Origin of the sequence: Bacillus sp. FSL M8-0350, from assembly GCF_038593345.1 — a bacterium.
GTDB classification, from domain to species: Bacteria; Bacillota; Bacilli; order Bacillales; family Bacillaceae; genus Bacillus; species Bacillus safensis.
The window spans coordinates 2,725,942-2,745,379 of record NZ_CP151985.1 but is presented as its reverse complement, the minus strand read 5'-3'; the positions used below and the strand labels follow the sequence as shown (position 1 = coordinate 2,745,379).

The window sequence follows — 19,438 nt, the reverse complement described above, 5'->3', positions numbered from 1 at the left end:
ACTTTATCAAATTCAGCCTATTGGTGCATCCTGTAAATGACAACAAGCTCCTTCTCGTGTAAGAAAGAGCCTGCGCCGATTATGCATTTTTCTTGAGAATGTCTCCTTTGATAACAGGAACGTTCATCTTCTTAGCTTGCCGTGCTTCTCTAAACGTCACAAATGCTTTCGTTTCCTCATCCCACAGTCTAAATTTCATCGACTCAAGGCTTGTTTTCAACGTGATGGTCGGGACATTTTGCAGCGGTTCACTTTGGTCATGGGCATGCTCTAAAAGATAATTCGGTACTCTTGGGCTTAAATGATGGACATGATGGTAGCCGATATTACCTGTCAACCATTGAAGAAGCTTTGGCAATTTGTAAAAGGAGCTTCCTTCAACAGCTGCCTGCACATAGTTCCAATGTTCATCTGCTTCAAAATAAGAGTCCTCAAACGTATGCTGTACATAAAACAACCATACACCGATAGATCCTGAGATCAGGAAGATCGGACCTTGAACAAGCAGGAATTCCTGCCAGCCAATAAGGAGACATGTTGCGGCTGCTAACGCAATGATGCTCACGTTTGTGAAATACGTGTTCCAACGCTCTTTTTTACGAGCATTTTTGACGTTGAAACGGTTTTTTAAGAGAAAAACAAAGATCGGTCCTAAAATAAACATCACAAAAGGGTTACGATAAAATCTGTAGCGAAATTTCGTCCATGCTGATGCTTCTTGATATTCTTTGACTGTTAGGAGCCAAATGTCGCCAGTACCTCGTTTGTCTAAATTACTGCTTGTGGCATGGTGAATTGAATGATCTCGTTGCCATTGAAGATAAGGGAAAAGGGTGAGTACGCCCGTTAAAAAACCGAACAGGTGATTCAGCGGCTTCTGTTTAAAAAAGGATTGATGGCAGCAGTCGTGAAAAATAATAAAGACACGCACTAAAAAACCAGCTGCAATAACCGCGAAAAAGAGGGTTAAAAGGTAGGAGATATTCAGGCTATAATAGGCAAGAAACCAAAGCCCTAAAAATGGAATGAATGTATTAAAGAGTTGAATGATACTTTTTTTCGAATCAGCACCAGAGAATTGACCCACTTGTTTTCTTAAAGTAGCTTGCTGCTGTGTGTTTGTTGAAGTCGTCATGAACGTTCAAGTCCTTTCCGTTTCTTTCTACTTCAAAGTATAGAAGGAAAGGTGTCATGCTCATAGTAGCACCCATCATGTATTCAATATGACATTTGTCATGTTTGTCATCAAAAAGGCTGATGGGATACGGTTTTGAGCTTATTTCAATATAAATAAAAAAAGTAAAGGCGCTGGGCCCTCACTTTTTATGAACGTGCTTCATGTACTTTTAACTGCTTGCCTTTAATGGTTGTGTGGCGCATGGCATTCAGCACAAGAGGGCCTTTGCCGTTTAAAATATCTACATATGTTTTTGTGTCTTGGATCGTAATAATCCCAATGTCATCGAATGCAACGCCTTCTATTTTGGCAATGGTCCCAACAAAATCAACAGCCCGCAGCTTCTTTTTCTTTCCGCCGTTAAAATAAAGCTTCATAATATCCTTCTCAACGCCTGCCTGTTTATTTTCCTTTTGAATAGGCGTTTCAATCTTTTCTTCAAAGCTTTCTACATGCTTTTCTGCTTCTTCCTTTGTCGGATAAGGCTGAGTTTGAAAGTCTATGCCGGCATCCTGCTTTAATTCATCAATGAGCGGTTTTGCATTCTTTGTCATAAACGCAATCGTTTTCCCGCTTTTTCCCGCTCTGCCTGTTCTGCCAGTCCGGTGAATATAGCGCTCTTTTTCATAAGGAAGATCATAATGAATGACATGTGTCATATCACTGACATCAATTCCCCGGGCTGCTATATCTGTTGCGATCAGATAACGGAATTCACCTTTTTTAAATTCATCCATCACATCAAAGCGGTCTTCCTGTCTCATACCGCCATGAATTTTGTCACAGGGCACATCCCATTCGTCCAGCTTCAGCGTGAGTTCATTCACCCTGTCTTGTGTATTACAGAAAATAATGCAGCTATCTGGATTTTCAATGACGATCGTACGCTGAAGAAGGGAGAATTTCGATTCTTCTTCCGTTTCAATGACGGTGTGGGTGATTTGCTGTACAGACGTTTCTTCACGTGCAATCTCAATGACTTTTGGAGATTGTAAAAACTGTTCGCTCAATTTTTTCATGTCATCAGACATTGTCGCTGAAAACAGCATCGACATGCGCTTTGGCGGCAGATACTGAATAATAGAAGAGACTTGATCGATAAATCCCATGTTCAGCATCTCATCCGCTTCATCTAACACGAAAAATTTGAGATTTTCTAAAGAAAGGGTGCCTTTCTCAAGGTGATCCAAAATGCGGCCTGGTGTCCCGCACACAATATGGTTTTTCTGTGAAAGCTCTACTTTCTGCGCTTGAAAAGAGGCTTTTCCATAAATGGCTGCGGCTTTGATTCGTTTGAATCGCCCAAGGCTTGTGAGGTCTTGTTTGACCTGCATGGCTAGTTCTCGTGTCGGAACGAGGATGAGGGCTTGAGGTTTATTTTCAGCCCAATCAACCATTTCACAAATCGGCAGACCATAGGCTGCAGTCTTGCCGCTCCCAGTCTGAGATTTGACGATTAAATCCTGCTTTGAAAAAGCAACGGATAATGTCTCGTGCTGAACGGGTGTAGGTGTATGGAAGTGAAGCGCTTCTAACGCTTGTTTCAATTCATCACTTAATGGATATTGATCAAAATGTTGTAATGTCATCGTGTTCTCCTTTTCGTACATTCATACTTGTGACATCATACCATAACCATAAGGGTGAATGAAAAGCCATAAAAAAAAGCCCCGTAAAGGAGCTTTCAGCGTGCGGACAAATTCTCAAAGGAATCTGCGTTTTACTTTTTCCCAGTAAGAGTTGTCTTTTAATTTCACCGTTTTAATGACTTTTCCTGAAAGGCCAATGTCAATTTGTTTGACGTGTTTTGTGCCGAGCGCTTCGTTATCAAGCCCGATAATTGGATGATCGTTTCCATCTTGCACTACCTTGAGCGTCAGCTTGCGGTCACTGCTCAAGATGAAAGGAGCGCCTAATGTACGGTACGAGTTGTTATTCAGCGATGCAAGCTCTGTGACTTGCATACAAGGAAGCATCGGATCAACCACGGCGCCGCTCACGGATTTATTGTAAGCCGTTGAACCAGTCGGAGTGGAAATAATCATGCCGTCGCCTCTAAAAGTTTCAAAGTGGAAATCATCTATATACACATCGATCACAAATGTTTTAATAATGCTGGAGCGGATCGACAGTTCATTTAAGCAATGGAACTGGTTTGTGCTGTCAACGCTTACATCGATGATCGGATATTTTCTCACTTCAAGCTGTTCAGTGTTCATGGCATCAATCATTTTATCAAAATGCTCTAACGAGAAATCGCAGTATAAGTGCGTATTTTCTGATTTTGATACCCCTACATACAAGCAGTCATCCCGGAAGTTTGTTTTACGTACTGCTTGAAGAAATGTGCCATCCCCGCCAATTGAAGCAATAATATGGGCATCCTCTGCACGCTTGACGACGTGAAAGCCCTGATCGGTAGCGAGCTTCTCGAGAGAAGAAATGTGTCCATCCAATTCATGATCTTTTTTGTAAAAGAAAAATACATTGCGACGATTGTCTGTCATTGACGTTCTCCCCTTTGCTGTCAAAAATAATTTTCAATGATAAAGGGCTTACATGAAAACCCTTGCTCACATTTTACACTTTTTTCATATGAAAGTAAAAACTTTAGAAAGAACCGTCTGATGACCGGAATGCTTTATGAGAAATGAGTCGATGTGAGTGATTTGAAATGACTGAATCCTGAGCATAATTGAATAGTCGTTTTCTCATGAAAGAATGGTTTAGGTGTTTCGTTGCGGTGAAGATATAGCCTATTAGGTGCAGGGAGAGGATAAAAAAGCCAATTTTTCGTCATGCGCATGTCTAAGTAGACGATGTAAAGTTGATCGTTATTTAAGAGAGGTGCTATCATATGCCTACATGAAATGTAAAAAAACCACAATTCCTGTGAAACATTTCATGTGGGCATTCGTATGAATGAAGTGAGATAAAAAGGAGGAGAAAAAGATGAATGCGAAAAGATGGGTAGCGCTAATTATTGCACTTGGTGTTTTCGGATTTTCAATTGTGATTAGTGTCACGATGGCCTTGTTCGATAGCTTCAATGACAATAAAATGAGCTATCAATTCGGGGATGAAATAGAAGAGAAGGTACTAGAGAATGGCAGCGGTGCAGGCAAGATTGCTGTTCTTGAGATTAATGGAACCATTCAAGATAATGGCGGCGCATCGAGCCTATTAGGCGGAGAAGGTTATGATCATCGTGCATTCCTCAAGGAACTAGATAAGGCGAAAGAGGATGCTTCTGTAAAAGGTGTACTTCTGCGCGTAAACTCTCCTGGCGGCGGTGTCTATGAAAGTGCTGAAATACATAAAAAATTAGAAGAAGTGAAAAAAGCGAAGAAGCCGATTTACGTATCTATGGGTTCAATGGCAGCTTCTGGCGGCTACTACGTGTCAACTCCAGCGAAGAAAATCTTTGCTTCACCTGAAACATTAACAGGGTCGTTAGGGGTCATCATGCAAAGCTTGAATTATTCTAAGCTTGCAGATAATCTGGGTATTAAATATGAAACGATTAAGAGCGGGAAATTCAAAGATATCATGTCTCCAAACCGTGATATGACAAAAGATGAGCGCAACATCATGCAAAGCATGGTCGATAACTCTTATGAAGGATTTGTCAAAGTAATCTCGGAAGGACGCGGCATGTCAAAACAGGAAGTCAAGAAAATTGCCGACGGCCGAGTATATGACGGGACACAGGCAAAATCGAACGGATTAGTCGATGAGCTTGGGTATTATGAAGATGCATTAAAAGCGATGAAGAAAAATGAAAAAGGCTTAAAAGGAGCAACAGTGGTCAGCTATTCTCAAAGCTTTGGCTGGAACTCTCTCTTCAACATGAGTGCAAGCAAGCTCTTTAAAAGCGAAATTGATTTTCTGAATTTAAAAGAAACACTGGCTGGCTCAAATGGGTCTAAACCGATGTATCTCTATTCAAAATAAAGGAGGGATCATAGATGGATTCTACATTCGATGAAGTAAGCGAAAGCCGCAGCCAAGAGGAAGAATCGAAGCCGGCCTTTGTGAAGCGCGCTTCAATTGAAGCACAGGCGTTTGCAGGTTTTTGGATTAGATTTTGGGCATTTATTCTTGATTGGCTCGTCGTCTGGGGTGTAAACCATTTGACGGTTTCTCCAATCTTTAGTCTGTTTGGCTGGTCCAAAGGAGGGGGATGGTTTTCTCCATTTTCCGTCACAACGACGATTGTATTCCTCCTTTATTTCGCCATCATGACGAAAATCTTTCAACAAACACTTGGCAAGATGGTGTTTGGAATTAAAGTGGTCTCACTTCAGCCTGAGAAGAAGCTGGCATGGGATGTTATTTTCTTTAGAGAGATTGTGGGGCGCTACATTAATACGATCTTTATTCTCTATGCTATCGTTGGGTTCTCACCGAAAAAGCAAGGGGTTCATGATTACTTTGCCGATACGGTGGTCGTCCATGAACATTTATATGAAAAAACAGAATCAAACGTATAATCAGAGGAGTTTGGCCGGGTACCGGTCAAACTCTTTTTTGTTGATTGGGTATAAAATCCAGAATGAGAGCCATAATCGTAGGGGAAGCATCATTTGTTATGGAGGAAGTGAGCACAGTGCTTTACGTTTGGATCGCAGCGTTTTTGTTTCTTGTGATCTTGTTGATTTTCATGAAAGTAACCATTTCGCTGGACTATTCGCATACAAACGACAATGACCACATTGCACTGAAGGTCATCACCTTATATGGATTGGTCAGACTCAAAAAAGATATTCCGATGGTGAGGGTCAATCCAGAAGACCAAACGATTGATATTCGTGAAAAGAAAATGGGAAGCGCTAAAAACCCTGATCACGAAAAAGAATCGATGCATAAAAAAGTAGGAAAGCGTGATATGAAGCAAATCCTTCATCAAATGGAGCGCATCACAAAAGAGATTGTCGATTTAAACCGGATCATGCGCAAATTCTTCATTCACATAAGGGTTGTCTCATTTCATTGGTCGACATGGATCGGCTTTCATGACGCCGCTTTAACAGGTGTAGCAGCTGGCGGTGTGTGGTCAGTGAAAGGAGCACTGCTTGCCTTTATGCAGGAGCATCTCACCTTTAAGCATAAACCGGTGTATGAAGTCATTCCAGCCTTTCAGCACAATGTGTCACAGACTCAGTTTACATGTATATCATATTTTCGTATTGGACATGCTATGCTTGCAGCCATTCGTTTACTTGTCCATTGGTTAAAAGGAAGAAAGGCGAGAAAAAGTGCCTCTCTTCAAGCAACGAAGAATGAATCATCTGTTTAAGGAGGAACCCGAAAATGGCAGATCATCCAATCCAAGGTCTCATGAAGACAGCGATGGAAAACTTAAAAGAAATGATAGATGTGAATACAATCATCGGCGATCCAGTCGAAACCCCTGACGGCAGTGTCATTCTCACTGTGTCAAAGGTTGGTTTTGGATTTGCAGCCGGCGGCAGTGAATTTAACGGGAACCAAAAGAAAGAAAAACGTTCTGATGAACAGGAACGAAAAGAGCCGAGACTCCCATTTGGCGGCGGAAGCGGCGGCGGGGTGTCGATTACACCAATCGCCTTCTTAATTGTAGGAACAAACGGAGTTCGAATGCTTCATTTGGATGAACACACACATCTGCTCGATAAAATATTGGATTCTGCTCCTCAAGCAATTGAACGTCTTCAGCACATGTTTAAGAAGGATGAGCGGGAGCACCGTCACAAAGAACGAAAACTAGATGACATAGACCTTTAAAAAGTTAGCTGCGCTGCAGTTAACTTTTTTTGCAAAAGGGACGATTAGGCTTTGCAGTTTTTTGCTTTCTCTACTATGATAGAACCATACATTTGAAAAGGGAGGAATTGTTTTGGCATCGATCACATTTAAAGGAAGTCCTGTCACGCTTGTAGGAAATGAAGTAAAAGTAGGCGAGCAGGCTCCTGATTTTACGGTATTAACGAACTCACTTGGAGAAGTTTCACTTTCTGATTTAGCAGGAAAAGTGACGATCATCTCAGTGATTCCTTCTATTGATACAGGTGTGTGTGACGCACAAACAAGACGTTTCAATGAAGAGGCAGCCGGTTTAGGTCCGGTCAATATTTATACGATTAGTGCAGACCTTCCATTTGCACAAGCACGCTGGTGCGGAGCAAACGGAATTGAAAATGTCGAAACATTATCTGATCACAGAGATATGTCATTTGGTGAAGCATTCGGAGTGTATATGAAAGAATTGCGTTTATTGGCACGCGCAGTCTTTGTATTAGACCCTAACGGAAAAGTGGTTTACACTGAATACGTAAGTGAAGCAACGAATCACCCAAATTATGAAAAAGCCATTGAAGCTGCAAAATCACTGTTATAAAAGCAGCATCGACAAGAGCTCCGGCTTCATCCTGGGGCTCTTTTCAATGAGAAAATATAGCTTTTAACAAAGCGAGGAGAGAAAAGCATTGCAGAAAGATCAAGTAAGTACTATTTTTGAACTGCTCGATACAGCTTCTATTCGATTAAAAAAGGAACAGGGCATTTCCTATATTGAAGCATTGGCAGAAGCAGGAGAAGCCTTTTTCCAAGCAAATGATCGAAACGGTTTATTAAAGGATTTAATAGAAAAAGCAGATTTTGCTTCTTATGATCATGAGCAGATTCGTAAAGCGTTTCAGCTCGCCGTATTGAAAGGTCAAAAGGATATTTCTCACCCAAATCGCCAGATGACACCAGATACGATTGGACTGTTTGTCAGCTATTTGGTGAATAAATTTTTAGACGGTCAAAAAGAGCTCGTAGTCTTTGATCCAGCAGCGGGAACAGGAAACTTACTTCTTGCTGTTTTAAATAATCTCACTGCAGAAACAAAACGCGGCTTTGCATCTGAAATTGATGATGTGCTCATTAAAATTGCTTGGGCCCAGGCGAATTTAGAGGAGAAAGAAGTTGAGCTTTTCCACCAGGACAGTCTTGAGCCGCTTCTGATCTCACCGGCAGATGTCACTGTATGCAGTCTCCCAGTGGGCTATTATCCAAATGATGAGCGTGCAGCAGACTTTGAATTAAAGGCAAAAGAAGGACATGCCTTTGCCCATTATTTATTCATTGAACAAAGCCTTCGCTACACAAAAGAAGGCGGCTTCTTATTCTTCATCATTCCAAATGATTTGTTTGAAGGAAAAGAGAGCGTACAATTAAAGGATTTCATCAAAGATCATGCGTATATGAATGCGTTAATTCAGCTGCCAGTGTCCATGTTTAAGGATAAAAAACACGCCAAAAGCTTATTTGTGATGCAAAAGAAAAAAGAAGGGCTGAAAGCACCAAAACGAATGCTGTTTGCCAATCTTCCATCTTTCTCACAGAAGGAAGCAATGGTCGGTGTGATGAGAAAATTAGACCAGTGGTTTATAGAAGAAAAAGAAACGAAAGAATAGCCAGAGTGATTTCTGGCTATTTCAGCGTGTAAACAAACCCTCGCATTCGCCCGCAGTTCTGCGCTCCGGTGCTCACGAATCCCAAATTCGCTCTACTCCGGTGCTCGCCCTTCCTAGAGCTGCAAAGGTTTTCTATCACGCTGAAAAGAAAACAAAGAGCTAAAATAAAAATCATTTTAGCTCTTTGTCAATAATCTGGATATTTTACTATTCAGAAAATAACGACTTATTGATGTAAGCGATAACAGTTTGAAGGTGCACTTGAAATGCAAAGTTTTCAATGTTTAAATGAAAAAGTCAGATATTTTTCGGACTTATCGTTAAACTATAAAAGACCCGTCAAACAGGTTGAATATAGCACCGGAAAAAACGTGAAACCTTATATAACAACTGAGTAAAAGGAGCGACAGTAATGTCCAAAATTATTGCAATCAACGCAGGAAGCTCATCTCTTAAATTCCAATTGTTCGACATGCCAGAAGAAACCGTTTTAACAAAAGGGCTTGTTGAAAGAATCGGAATGGACAACAGTATCTTCACGATTTCTGTAGATGGAGAAAAGAAAACAGAAGTGACAGATATTCCAGATCACGCAGTAGCGGTCAAAATGCTGCTTGAAAAACTAACTGAATTTCACATCATCAAAGACTTTAATGAAATTGATGGCGTAGGACACCGCGTTGTTCACGGCGGAGAGAAATTCAGCGATTCTGTTCTTTTAACTGATGAAGTGATCAATGACATTGATCAGCTTTCAGAGCTTGCACCACTTCACAATCCTGCAAACGTTGTAGGAATCAAAGCATTCAAACAAATTCTGCCTGACGTACCAGCGGTTGCTGTGTTCGATACAGCATTCCACCAAACTATGCCAGAGCAGTCTTACCTATACAGCCTTCCGTACGACTACTACAAAAACTTTGGTATTCGTAAATACGGATTCCACGGGACAAGCCACAAGTTCGTTACAGAGCGTGCAGCAGAGCTATTAGGCCGTCCGCTTGAAGAGCTTCGTCTAATTTCTTGCCACCTTGGAAATGGTGCGAGTATTGCAGCAGTTGAAGGCGGAAAATCAATCGATACATCTATGGGCTTTACACCACTTGCAGGTGTTGCAATGGGTACACGTTCTGGTAACATTGACCCTGCCCTTATTCCATTTATTATGGAAAAAACAGGACATACTGCTGAAGAAGTGCTTTCTACTTTGAATAAGAAGAGTGGTCTTTTAGGTGTGTCTGGTCTGTCAAGTGACCTTCGTGATATCGAAGAAGCAACAGAAGAAGGAAACGACCGTGCAGAAGTTGCTCTTGATATTTTTGCGAGCCGTATTCATAAATATATCGGTTCTTATGCAGCAAGAATGAATGGCGTAGATGCGATCATCTTCACAGCTGGAATCGGTGAAAACAGTTCAGAAGTAAGAGCACGTGTACTTCGTGGTCTAGAATTCATGGGCGTTTACTGGGATCCTTCTTTAAACAACATGAGAGGCGAAGAAGCATTCATCAGCTACCCGCACTCTCCTGTAAAAGTGATTGTCATCCCTACAAACGAAGAAGTAATGATTGCAAGAGACGTTATGCGTTTAGCGTAATCAAGTTTGAAAAGCTCTTTTCCAATAAGGAAAAGAGCTTTTTTCTGTTGAAAGCAGCATGCTATAATGTTGTCCAATATGAAGCAAAAGGGAGCGGTGCGAAAGATGAGCGTGACAGAACATAAACGTGAGGCGAAAGAAAGGCTTTATGTGAAAGTCATTACGGTCAGTGATACAAGAACGAAAGATACAGATAAAAGCGGCCGTCTGATGATTGATTTGGTCAAAGAACAGGGACATCTTGTTCTTGCATACGATATTGTAAAAGATGATATAGGATCGATTCAAGACGCTGTGCTCGAAGGAACAAGCGAACCGAAAATAGATGCCGTCTTGTTAAATGGCGGAACAGGGATTGCCGCAAGGGATGTGACCATTGAAGCGATCACTCCTCTTTTTTCCAAGGAACTGCCTGGCTTTGGTGAAATCTTCCGCATGCTCAGTTATACAGAAGACATAGGTTCAGCTGCTATTTTATCCAGGGCAACGGCAGGGGTCGTCAATCAAAAGGCTGTCTTTGCCACGCCGGGATCTACCGGAGCCGTTCGTTTAGCCATGACCAAACTCGTGATTCCAGAGCTTCCTCATGTCTTACGAGAGCTTGAAAAGGATCAAAAATAGCCCAAAATGACTCTGCCAAGAAAATTTGGCAGAGTTTTTTTCATAAAGGGGTTGAAAAAACAATTTTTCCTTGTTACAGTGTATACATACTAAATGCATGTTTATAAATTAAAACTTATTTTTATGCAAAAAACATTCACAGAATCAAAACAAGCGAGAGGAGCTTTTCAATCATGTCACAAAATAAAAAAGTCGTATTAGCATATTCCGGAGGTCTTGATACCTCTGTTGCAGTTAAATGGTTACAAGAGCAAGGATACGAAGTCGTTGCTTGCTGCCTGGACGTAGGTGAAGGAAAAGATTTAGCATTCGTTCAACAAAAAGCACTTCAAGTCGGAGCGGTTCAATCATACATGATTGACGCAAAAGAAGAATTTGCTGAAGAGTTTGCACTCACTGCATTACAAGCACACACAATGTATGAAGGAAAATATCCACTAGTATCTGCACTATCGCGTCCGCTTATTGCCAAAAAATTAGTGGAAGTAGCAGAAAAAGAAAATGCAGTAGCAGTTGCTCATGGATGTACTGGAAAAGGGAACGACCAAGTTCGTTTTGAAGTATCCATTAAAGCGTTGAATCCAGACCTAGAAGTTCTTGCACCAGTGCGTGAATGGAAATGGTCTCGTGATGAAGAAATCGATTATGCACAAAAACACGGTATTCCAATTCCGATTAATTTAGACAGCCCATATTCAATCGACCAAAACCTTTGGGGCAGAAGCAACGAATGTGGCATTTTAGAAGATCCTTGGGCTGCGCCGCCAGAAGGTGCATACGATCTGACAAATCCACTTGAAAAAACGCCTGACACACCTGAAATCATTGAAATCACGTTTGAAAAAGGAAAACCAACAGCCATTGACGGTATCCAGTATTCATTATCTGATCTCATCCTTCATTTAAATGAAGTCGCTGGACAGCATGGTGTTGGCAGAATCGATCACGTTGAAAACCGTCTTGTCGGCATCAAATCTCGTGAAGTGTACGAATGCCCAGGTGCTGTCACACTTCTAAAAGCGCATAAAGAGCTTGAAGACTTAACGCTAGTCAAAGAAGTCGCTCACTTTAAACCAATCGTTGAACAAAAAATGGCTGAATTAATATACAACGGCTTATGGTTCTCACCGCTTAAAGAAGCACTAGATGCATTCTTACAAGAAACACAGCAGAACGTAACAGGTGTTGTACGTGTGAAACTATTTAAAGGTCATGCCATTGTAGAAGGACGTAAATCACCATATTCACTTTATGATGAAAATCTAGCAACATATACAAAAGCAGATGAATTCGATCATGATGCAGCTGTAGGATTTATTAATCTTTGGGGCTTACCGACAAAAGTAAACAGCATCGTGAATAAAAAGGAGCAGGTTAAAGCATGAAAAAGCTTTGGGGAGGCCGATTTCAAAAAACACCAGAAAAATGGGTCGATGAGTTTGGCGCGTCCATTCATTTCGACAAACAATTAGTCAAAGAAGATCTGACCGGCTCCCTTGCTCATGCAAGTATGCTGAATAAATGCGGTATCCTCGGTGATGAGGAGGCCGCTGCCATCAAAGACGGACTAAATACGCTCATGAAAAAGGCAGAGGCGGATGAGCTGGAATTCTCAGTCGATTATGAGGACATTCATTTAAACCTTGAGAAAATGCTCATTGATGAGATTGGTCCGCTTGGAGGCAAATTGCACACAGCGAGAAGCCGGAATGATCAAGTTGCAACCGATATGCACTTGTATTTGAATAACCAAGTCGAGCATATCATTGAACTGATCTCTTCCTTTCAAACGGTGCTTGTAGAAAAGGCAGAACAGCACGTTGAAACGATTTTTCCAGGATATACGCACCTGCAGCGTGCACAGCCTATTTCGTTTGCCCATCATATGCTTGCCTATTTCTGGATGCTTGAGCGTGACAAAGCGCGCTTTCAAGATTCATTGAAGCGAATTAACGTGTCGCCGCTTGGATGCGGAGCGTTAGCAGGAACGACATTCCCGATTGATCGTGAATATACAGCAGAGCAGCTTGGCTTTGACCATATTTACGAAAACAGCCTCGATGGTGTGAGTGACCGGGATTTCATTTTAGAGTTTTTGTCTAATAGCAGTCTTGTGATGATGCACCTCTCACGTTTTTGTGAGGAAATCATTTTATGGTGCTCGCAAGAATTCAAATTCATTGAACTCGATGATACGTATGCAACAGGCAGCAGCATGATGCCGCAGAAGAAAAATCCGGATATGGCTGAATTAATCCGCGGGAAAACAGGCCGTGTGTATGGCAACCTGATGGGGCTTCTCACGATTATGAAAGGCTTGCCGCTTACGTATAACAAAGATCTGCAAGAAGATAAAGAAGGCATGTTTGATACAGTGAAAACCGTCGCTGGCAGCCTGCAAATCTTCACAGGCATGATTCAAACGATGACAGTGAACGAAGATGTCATGAAAAAGGCAACAAAAGAAGATTTCTCAAATGCGACAGAAGTGGCTGACTACCTTGCGAAAAAAGGCATGCCATTCCGTGAAGCACACGAAATCGTTGGAAAGCTTGTGTATACATGTATTCAAAAAGGCATCTATCTAAGTGATCTTTCTTTTGAAACATTCACAGAAGCAAGCGATCTTTTTGAACAAGACATTTACACTGTTCTTGATCCATATGTTGCGGTTGAAAAAAGAACAAGTGCAGGCGGAACTGGATTCAAACAAATTCAGCTCGCTTTAGAAAAAGCAAAAGCCTGCTTGGCATAACTTATCAAAACCATTCGTTTATACGGATGGTTTTTTTGTCATGGAAAAAGGAGATTGATGAACATTGGAGAAAATGAAAGCATACGTCGCCAAGCAGAAGAGGGAGTGACAGCAGATCATGAAGAAAACGCTTGAGGCTTTGTTTCATCAACCGATCGAATCAGTGAAAACGTTAGGAGAACAATATAACGGACGGGCTAATGATGTGTGGCTGATCTCCTTACAAGATAAAACGGAATATGTAGTCAAATCTCCTAAAACTGCACGAGAAGAAAGTGAATTTGTGTCTGGGATCAAGATGATCTATGGAGTAGATGACCGTACTGTACAAGAGCATATCGATCAAATCAATCAAAAGCTGTCTCATACGAATTCCTTTCATATTCCAGAAGTTGTTCGTAAAGTGAAGAAGGCAGGGAGACATTTTTATGTAATGGAAAAAGTAGAAGGAACACCTTGTACATCTTTTGAGGGACGTTCATCAGACTTTTATAAGGATTATGGGAGGAAACTAGCACATCTTCATTCATATCGTACTGACTTTTTTGGTGCAGTCTACGGAGCTGAAAAGAAGCATTTGAGAGAATTCCATGCTGTGTTAAAAAAGGCTGTATCCAAACTCATAGGCCGCTATTACGCTGATCAGCATGAATTTCACTGTTATGCAGAAATTGTGCTGCAAAAGATGGAAAAGCTAAAGCCCCCTGATTCAGCAAGTCTCATTTTAATTGATTTAGATCCGTCTCAATATATTGAAAAAGATGATCAAGTGACGAGTTTAGTTGATACAGAATATGTCGTATATGGACCAGCTGCGTTTGATTTTATTGCATTGGAATACCTTTTGACGAAAGAAGCTGCCCGCAATGTTCAATTGGGCTATGAAGAGATTTGCCCGCTTCCTCGTGATCTTCATGAGGTGAGAGAGTGCTATCGTTTTGTTTCTCTGCTGCTCGATATCCATGGCTCATGGGATTTGAAAATGTGGATGAATCACCCTATATTGTTTGACTCATATCGATAAAGGGTTCATAAGTGCGCCAGATGCCGGTTTATAGTAAAGTAAAGATAACAAAAGAAACACGTGAACTTGCAACCTTTGCTTTAGGAGGAGATTGTGTGCGACACGCATTAATAACAGCGGGTTCTAAAGGACTTGGCCGGAAAGTTACCGAGTCTTTACTGAATATGGGGTATTCTGTGACAGTGAATTATCGAAGTGATGATGAAGCTGTCCGGCAGATGAAAGAAGAATTACACCAGTACGAAGATAAGCTTCAATTTGTCCAAGGTGATGTGACAAAAAAAGAAGATTTAAAAAACATGGTAGAGCTGGCAGCAGAGCGATTTGGACGGATTGATGCCTTGATTAACAATGCCGGTCCTTATATTTTTGAACGAAAAAAATTGGCGGATTACTCTGAAGATGAATGGTATCAAATGATAGAAGGCAACCTATCAGCAGTATTCCATTTGTTCCGAATGGTCATCCCAACGATGAGAAAACAAGGCTTTGGCCGCATTATCACTTATGGCTTCCAAGGTGCAGACCATGCGCCAGGCTGGATGCACAGATCAGCCTTTGGAGCGGCAAAAGTGGGCCTTGCGTCATTGACGAAAACGATTGCGATTGAAGAAGCCGAAAATGGCATCACTGCTAATATGGTTTGTCCAGGCAAAATCGTTGGAGACATGAAAGAATCGACAATAGAGAAAGCCCGTCAAATCAAAGACGATGAAACGCCGATAGGCAGGTCTGGCACTGGAGAGGATATAGGGCGTATCATTTCATTTCTATGCGATGACCGTTCAGATCTCATTACAGGGACCGTCATTGAAGCAACAGGTGGTCTTAACGTGATTCACAGGCATTAAGTTTTTCAGCTTTTTATAGAGGGAATAAATGATATGAGATCAAAATTGAAAGGTGGATATACTACATGAAAGCTACATATCATGGACATTCAGTTGTACACATTGAAACAAACGGATATCATATTTGGATTGACCCATTTTTAAATGGAAATAAGCACACAGAGATCAAACCGCAAGATGTGAAAGCGGATGTCATTTTACTGACACATGGACATGGAGATCACCTTGGTGACACTATTGAAATTGCTAAAAATAATGACGCTCTCGTCGTTGCGCCAAATGAGCTTGCCGTTTATTTAAGCTGGCAAGGGGTGAAAACGCACCCGCTTCATATCGGCGGCGGACGTGAGTTTGAATTTGGTAAAGTGAAGCTCACGCAAGCGTTTCATGGTTCAGCTGTCATTGATGAAGAGGCACAGACAATTACGTATACAGGGATGCCATCAGGTATTTTATTTACCGCAGAGGGTAAAACAATTTATCATGCAGGAGACACTGCACTCTTTTCAGATATGAAACTGATCGGTGAACTGAATCATATTGAGCTCGCATTCCTTCCAATTGGTGATAACTTCACAATGGGACCGGAAGATGCAAGAATCGCAGCAGAATGGCTGCGGGCAAAACAGGTCGTTCCGATTCACTACAGCACATTCCCGCCAATTGAACAGGACCCGCATGCGTTTGCAGACAGCCTGCATGGCGGCGTCGGTCATGTGTTAAACAGCGGGGAATCAATCGACATTTAATCCTCATATGAAAAAAGCTGGCACACAAATGCCGGCTTTTTTTATTTGCCTTCATCTGCCGAAAGAAAAGACAAATTGCTATTAAAAGCCTCCTGCCCTTATAATGAAACATAGATGAAAACGCTGAAAACAAAAAGGGTGAACGGGATTGGCGACAAAGCATGAGCAAATTTTATCGTATATTGATTCATTAGAAGTCGGGGAGAAAATCTCTGTCCGGCGCATAGCGAAAGAAATGAAAGTGAGTGAAGGCACCGCTTACCGGGCCATCAAAGATGCTGAAAATAAAGGATTCGTCAGTACCATTGAACGAGTCGGCACCATTCGAATTGAACAAAAGAAAAAAGAAAATATTGAAAAACTGACATATGCAGAAGTGGTCAATGTCATTGATGGCCAGGTCCTTGGAGGACGCGCCGGATTACATAAAACGTTAAACAAATTTGTCATTGGAGCGATGGAGCTGGACGCAATGATGCGCTATACGGCTGCTGGCAACCTGCTCATCGTCGGAAACCGAATCAATGCCCACAGACAGGCATTAGAGGCAGGGGCGGCTGTGCTGGTCACAGGCGGATTCTCAACAGATGATGAAATCATTCAGCTCGCAGATGAGCTGGAGCTGCCGATTTTATCGACAAGCTACGATACATTTACCGTAGCGGCCCTCATTAACAGAGCCATTTATGACCAATTAATTAAAAAAGAAATTGTGCTTGTAGAAGATATTTTAACGCCGATTGAACGCACCGTGTATTTATCACCAGAGGATAAGCTTGAAAAATGGTATGAAAAGAATTATGAAACTGGCCACGGCCGTTTCCCGGTCGCAGATGATCAAATGAAGATTCACGGAATCCTCACCTCAAAGGATATTGCGGGGCATGACCGCTCCACACCGATTGAAAAAGTGATGACGAAAAATCCGCTGACGGTCATTGGCAAGACATCTGTCGCCTCAGCTGCACAAATGATGGTGTGGGAAGGCATTGAGGTGCTGCCAGTTGTGGATGATCATGCGAAGTTGATCGGTATGATCAGCCGTCAGGATGTGCTCAAGGCGCTCCAAATGATTCAAAAGCAGCCGCAGGTCGGAGAAAAGCTGGATGATGTTGTCTCAAGAGGGTTTAAAGAAACCGATACAGAGAAACCAAAAGCGGATGCGGTTTATCAATACGAGGTTACCCCGCAAATGACGAATCAGCTTGGAAACATTTCATATGGGGTGTTCACACAAATTTTAATCGAATCTGCCAACCGCTTCTTAAAATCTCATAAAAAGGGCGAACTGATCGTCGAGAGTCTCTCTGTCTATTTCTTAAAACCGGTCCAAATGGAATCCACAATCCAGATTAAGCCGAATATTTTAGAAGTAGGACGCAAGTTTGGAAAGCTGGAAGTGGAGGTTTATCACCAATCGAATATCGTAGGCAAAGCGATGCTGATGGTGCAGCTGATGGAGAGGGGATAATGATAAAAAGGGCGAACTTATGTCGCCCCTTTCCTTATTACGCGTGATCTTTTTCGCCTTCCTTTAAGAAGAGCGGAAGGTAATGCTTGTAGGCTTTATACCCAGCCCAAGTACTGCCGATACCGACGGCAACAAAAATAAATCCGATGACAAATGCGAGTGACGAGCGGTTTAAAAATAATTGATTCACACCGAAGAGCAGGACAAAGCAGCCAAGTGCCATACTGGATTTCGCCGACCAGAATTTTTTCTCGACTGGCCGGTTCGTACGGACATTTTTTGCTTTGTAGTATAAATAAAACATGGCAGAACAAATAATAAACACAATCAAAACAAGCATGTGCCAAGCCTCCATTGTAAGTGGTTACAACCCTATTTTAAACGTAAATAGGCTTGCTTACTAGAATAAATTGTCTATTCCTCACTTTTCCGTCACGATAGATTATGATTTAATAATAAAAAGAGTATCGCATGAGAAGGAGTTTTTATGAAAAAAGAACTGATTAGAACCATATCATTATATGACACCATCATCATCCATAGACATGTAAGACCAGATCCTGATGCGTATGGATCGCAGTGCGGCCTTACGGAAATCTTGCGTGCCACCTATCCAGAAAAAAATATTTATGCGACAGGAACGCCTGAGCCATCCCTTTCATTTTTATATGAACTCGATGAGGTACCAGACGACGTGTATAAAGGGGCCCTTGTCATTGTCTGTGATACGGCCAATCAAGCAAGAATCGATGATCAGCGCTATTTAATGGGCGATAAGCTGATGAAAATCGACCATCATCCAAATGAAGATCCTTATGGTGATTTGCTTTGGGTGGATACAGAGGCAAGCTCTGTGAGCGAGATGATTTATGAATTGTACTTAGAGGGGAAAGAAGAAGGATATCAGCTGAATACAAAGGCGGCTGAATTGATCTATGCCGGCATTGTAGGAGACACAGGCCGCTTCCTTTTCCCAAACACAACGAAAAAGACACTCAAATATGCAGGTGAACTCATCGAATATCCATTTTCATCTTCAGATCTTTTCAATCAATTGTATGAGACAGATTTGAATGTCGTGAAATTAAATGGTTATATTTTTCAACATATTTCTTTGTCAGAGAACGGGGTTGCATCTGTTTTCATTAAGCGTGAAATTTTGGAATCGTTCCAAACAACAGCGCAGCAAGCCTCACAGCTTGTTGGGACACTAGGAAATATTGCAGGCATTAAGGCATGGGTCTTTTTTGTGGAAGAAAACGATCAGATTCGTGTTAGATTCCGCTCTAAAGGCGTCGTCATTAACACCATTGCGAAAAAATATCATGGCGGCGGCCACCCGCTTGCAGCCGGTGCGTCCATTTATGATTGGGCAGTAGCAGATGAGATTTTGCGTGATTTAGAGGAAGTATGTAAATCATCATCATAAGAGAGGAGGGATACTTAAGTCCCTTCTCTCTTTTTTGTCATGGAGAAAAGGGTTACTTGCATACAGGGATAAACCAGCAGCCGATGTCTGTTGAATCTTCATAGGCTTGGAGATTTTGATGCTTTAATTCTTTTTTAATTAAATGAGCCATCATTTCTGTCTCAGCATAGGCGCACATGCCGTCTTTGATCCGGCTTGCTTTGTCTCGTGCCATTTGACGATAGCTGTAAACCTCCATTGTCCTCACCTCTTTCTATTTAAGATCTCGTTCTACTTTTAGTGTATAAAAATGAAGCGTGAAAAGCGATCATTGAGGGCAGAA

At 41.7% G+C, this 19,438-nt stretch carries 20 protein-coding genes; 15 read left to right on the top strand and 5 right to left on the bottom strand.

Annotation, left to right across the window (positions count from 1 at the left end; genetic code table 11):
• Positions 1-79: 79 nt before the first annotated feature.
• From NSS80_RS14355 to NSS80_RS14345, 3 genes are all read right to left on the bottom strand, one after another.
• The gene (locus NSS80_RS14355) at positions 80-1,135 is read right to left on the bottom strand and encodes a fatty acid desaturase (RefSeq protein ID WP_342498335.1); all 1,056 of its coding nucleotides are present in this window, start codon (positions 1,133-1,135) and stop codon (positions 80-82) included.
• 188 nt (positions 1,136-1,323) lie between these two features.
• Positions 1,324-2,766 carry a DEAD/DEAH box helicase gene (locus NSS80_RS14350; protein WP_224426968.1) on the bottom strand — a complete coding sequence of 481 codons (1,443 nt, stop codon included), beginning with the start codon at positions 2,764-2,766 and terminating at the stop codon, positions 1,324-1,326.
• A gap of 114 nt (positions 2,767-2,880) precedes the next feature.
• Positions 2,881-3,684, bottom strand: coding sequence for an NAD kinase (locus NSS80_RS14345; RefSeq protein ID WP_024424814.1), 804 nt, complete (start codon positions 3,682-3,684; stop codon positions 2,881-2,883).
• 445 nt (positions 3,685-4,129) lie between these two features.
• Between NSS80_RS14345 and sppA the strand changes: the two genes are divergently transcribed.
• From sppA to NSS80_RS14275, 14 genes are all read left to right on the top strand, one after another.
• Entirely contained in the window at positions 4,130-5,131 is a 1,002-nt protein-coding gene (gene sppA, locus NSS80_RS14340; RefSeq protein WP_024424813.1) for a signal peptide peptidase SppA, read from the top strand.
• Between the two features lie 14 nt (positions 5,132-5,145).
• Entirely contained in the window at positions 5,146-5,670 is a 525-nt protein-coding gene (locus tag NSS80_RS14335; protein ID WP_024424812.1) for an RDD family protein, read from the top strand.
• A gap of 98 nt (positions 5,671-5,768) precedes the next feature.
• Positions 5,769-6,476: a DUF2953 domain-containing protein gene (locus tag NSS80_RS14330; protein WP_342498334.1), complete on the top strand. Its 708-nt coding sequence runs from the start codon at positions 5,769-5,771 to the stop codon at positions 6,474-6,476.
• 14 nt (positions 6,477-6,490) lie between these two features.
• Positions 6,491-6,943, top strand: a complete 453-nt coding sequence (gene ytfJ, locus NSS80_RS14325) for a GerW family sporulation protein (protein WP_007501733.1) — start codon at positions 6,491-6,493, stop codon at positions 6,941-6,943.
• A 112-nt stretch (positions 6,944-7,055) separates the two neighbouring features.
• Positions 7,056-7,556, top strand: a complete 501-nt coding sequence (tpx, locus tag NSS80_RS14320) for a thiol peroxidase (protein ID WP_024424810.1) — start codon at positions 7,056-7,058, stop codon at positions 7,554-7,556.
• Between the two features lie 88 nt (positions 7,557-7,644).
• Positions 7,645-8,619, top strand: coding sequence for a class I SAM-dependent methyltransferase (locus tag NSS80_RS14315; RefSeq protein ID WP_025092266.1), 975 nt, complete (start codon positions 7,645-7,647; stop codon positions 8,617-8,619).
• 412 nt (positions 8,620-9,031) lie between these two features.
• Positions 9,032-10,216 (top strand): acetate kinase, encoded by a 1,185-nt coding sequence (locus tag NSS80_RS14310; RefSeq protein WP_024424808.1) that lies wholly within the window; start codon positions 9,032-9,034, stop codon positions 10,214-10,216.
• A 105-nt stretch (positions 10,217-10,321) separates the two neighbouring features.
• Entirely contained in the window at positions 10,322-10,837 is a 516-nt protein-coding gene (locus NSS80_RS14305; protein ID WP_056768188.1) for a MogA/MoaB family molybdenum cofactor biosynthesis protein, read from the top strand.
• A 173-nt stretch (positions 10,838-11,010) separates the two neighbouring features.
• Positions 11,011-12,222: an argininosuccinate synthase gene (locus NSS80_RS14300; protein ID WP_024424806.1), complete on the top strand. Its 1,212-nt coding sequence runs from the start codon at positions 11,011-11,013 to the stop codon at positions 12,220-12,222.
• Positions 12,219-13,592, top strand: a complete 1,374-nt coding sequence (gene argH / locus NSS80_RS14295) for an argininosuccinate lyase (protein ID WP_342493630.1) — start codon at positions 12,219-12,221, stop codon at positions 13,590-13,592. The genes NSS80_RS14300 and argH overlap by 4 nt, the downstream gene beginning before the upstream one ends.
• A 118-nt stretch (positions 13,593-13,710) precedes the next feature.
• The gene (locus NSS80_RS14290; protein ID WP_342498333.1) at positions 13,711-14,616 is read left to right on the top strand and encodes an aminoglycoside phosphotransferase family protein; all 906 of its coding nucleotides are present in this window, start codon (positions 13,711-13,713) and stop codon (positions 14,614-14,616) included.
• Between the two features lie 95 nt (positions 14,617-14,711).
• Positions 14,712-15,467 (top strand): SDR family oxidoreductase, encoded by a 756-nt coding sequence (locus NSS80_RS14285; protein ID WP_034624202.1) that lies wholly within the window; start codon positions 14,712-14,714, stop codon positions 15,465-15,467.
• A 65-nt stretch (positions 15,468-15,532) separates the two neighbouring features.
• Positions 15,533-16,216 carry a metal-dependent hydrolase gene (locus NSS80_RS14280; RefSeq protein WP_024426146.1) on the top strand — a complete coding sequence of 228 codons (684 nt, stop codon included), beginning with the start codon at positions 15,533-15,535 and terminating at the stop codon, positions 16,214-16,216.
• 148 nt (positions 16,217-16,364) lie between these two features.
• The gene (locus NSS80_RS14275) at positions 16,365-17,687 is read left to right on the top strand and encodes a CBS domain-containing protein (protein WP_041115019.1); all 1,323 of its coding nucleotides are present in this window, start codon (positions 16,365-16,367) and stop codon (positions 17,685-17,687) included.
• A gap of 37 nt (positions 17,688-17,724) precedes the next feature.
• Here the strand turns inward: NSS80_RS14275 and NSS80_RS14270 are convergent, their stop codons facing one another.
• Entirely contained in the window at positions 17,725-18,027 is a 303-nt protein-coding gene (locus tag NSS80_RS14270; RefSeq protein WP_003216665.1) for a YtpI family protein, read from the bottom strand.
• 147 nt (positions 18,028-18,174) lie between these two features.
• Between NSS80_RS14270 and NSS80_RS14265 the strand changes: the two genes are divergently transcribed.
• On the top strand, positions 18,175-19,116 hold the full coding sequence (locus tag NSS80_RS14265) for a bifunctional oligoribonuclease/PAP phosphatase NrnA (protein ID WP_024424800.1): 942 nt from the start codon (positions 18,175-18,177) through the stop codon (positions 19,114-19,116).
• Between the two features lie 52 nt (positions 19,117-19,168).
• Here NSS80_RS14265 and NSS80_RS14260 read toward each other — a convergent pair whose 3' ends face one another.
• Entirely contained in the window at positions 19,169-19,354 is a 186-nt protein-coding gene (locus NSS80_RS14260; RefSeq protein ID WP_003216400.1) for a hypothetical protein, read from the bottom strand.
• Positions 19,355-19,438: the final 84 nt, after the last annotated feature.

Coding starts and splice junctions, on each gene's coding strand:
- argH (WP_342493630.1), top strand. CDS start 12,219: ATGAAAAAGCTTTGGGGAGGCCGATTTCAAAAAACACCAGAAAAATGG.
- NSS80_RS14335 (WP_024424812.1), top strand. CDS start 5,146: ATGGATTCTACATTCGATGAAGTAAGCGAAAGCCGCAGCCAAGAGGAA.
- NSS80_RS14260 (WP_003216400.1), bottom strand. CDS start 19,354: ATGGAGGTTTACAGCTATCGTCAAATGGCACGAGACAAAGCAAGCCGG.
- NSS80_RS14270 (WP_003216665.1), bottom strand. CDS start 18,027: ATGCTTGTTTTGATTGTGTTTATTATTTGTTCTGCCATGTTTTATTTA.
- NSS80_RS14305 (WP_056768188.1), top strand. CDS start 10,322: ATGAGCGTGACAGAACATAAACGTGAGGCGAAAGAAAGGCTTTATGTG.
- NSS80_RS14310 (WP_024424808.1), top strand. CDS start 9,032: ATGTCCAAAATTATTGCAATCAACGCAGGAAGCTCATCTCTTAAATTC.
- sppA (WP_024424813.1), top strand. CDS start 4,130: ATGAATGCGAAAAGATGGGTAGCGCTAATTATTGCACTTGGTGTTTTC.
- NSS80_RS14330 (WP_342498334.1), top strand. CDS start 5,769: ATGGAGGAAGTGAGCACAGTGCTTTACGTTTGGATCGCAGCGTTTTTG.
- NSS80_RS14355 (WP_342498335.1), bottom strand. CDS start 1,135: ATGACGACTTCAACAAACACACAGCAGCAAGCTACTTTAAGAAAACAA.
- NSS80_RS14280 (WP_024426146.1), top strand. CDS start 15,533: ATGAAAGCTACATATCATGGACATTCAGTTGTACACATTGAAACAAAC.
- NSS80_RS14350 (WP_224426968.1), bottom strand. CDS start 2,766: ATGACATTACAACATTTTGATCAATATCCATTAAGTGATGAATTGAAA.
- NSS80_RS14290 (WP_342498333.1), top strand. CDS start 13,711: ATGAAGAAAACGCTTGAGGCTTTGTTTCATCAACCGATCGAATCAGTG.
- NSS80_RS14265 (WP_024424800.1), top strand. CDS start 18,175: ATGAAAAAAGAACTGATTAGAACCATATCATTATATGACACCATCATC.
- ytfJ (WP_007501733.1), top strand. CDS start 6,491: ATGGCAGATCATCCAATCCAAGGTCTCATGAAGACAGCGATGGAAAAC.
- NSS80_RS14300 (WP_024424806.1), top strand. CDS start 11,011: ATGTCACAAAATAAAAAAGTCGTATTAGCATATTCCGGAGGTCTTGAT.
- NSS80_RS14345 (WP_024424814.1), bottom strand. CDS start 3,684: ATGACAGACAATCGTCGCAATGTATTTTTCTTTTACAAAAAAGATCAT.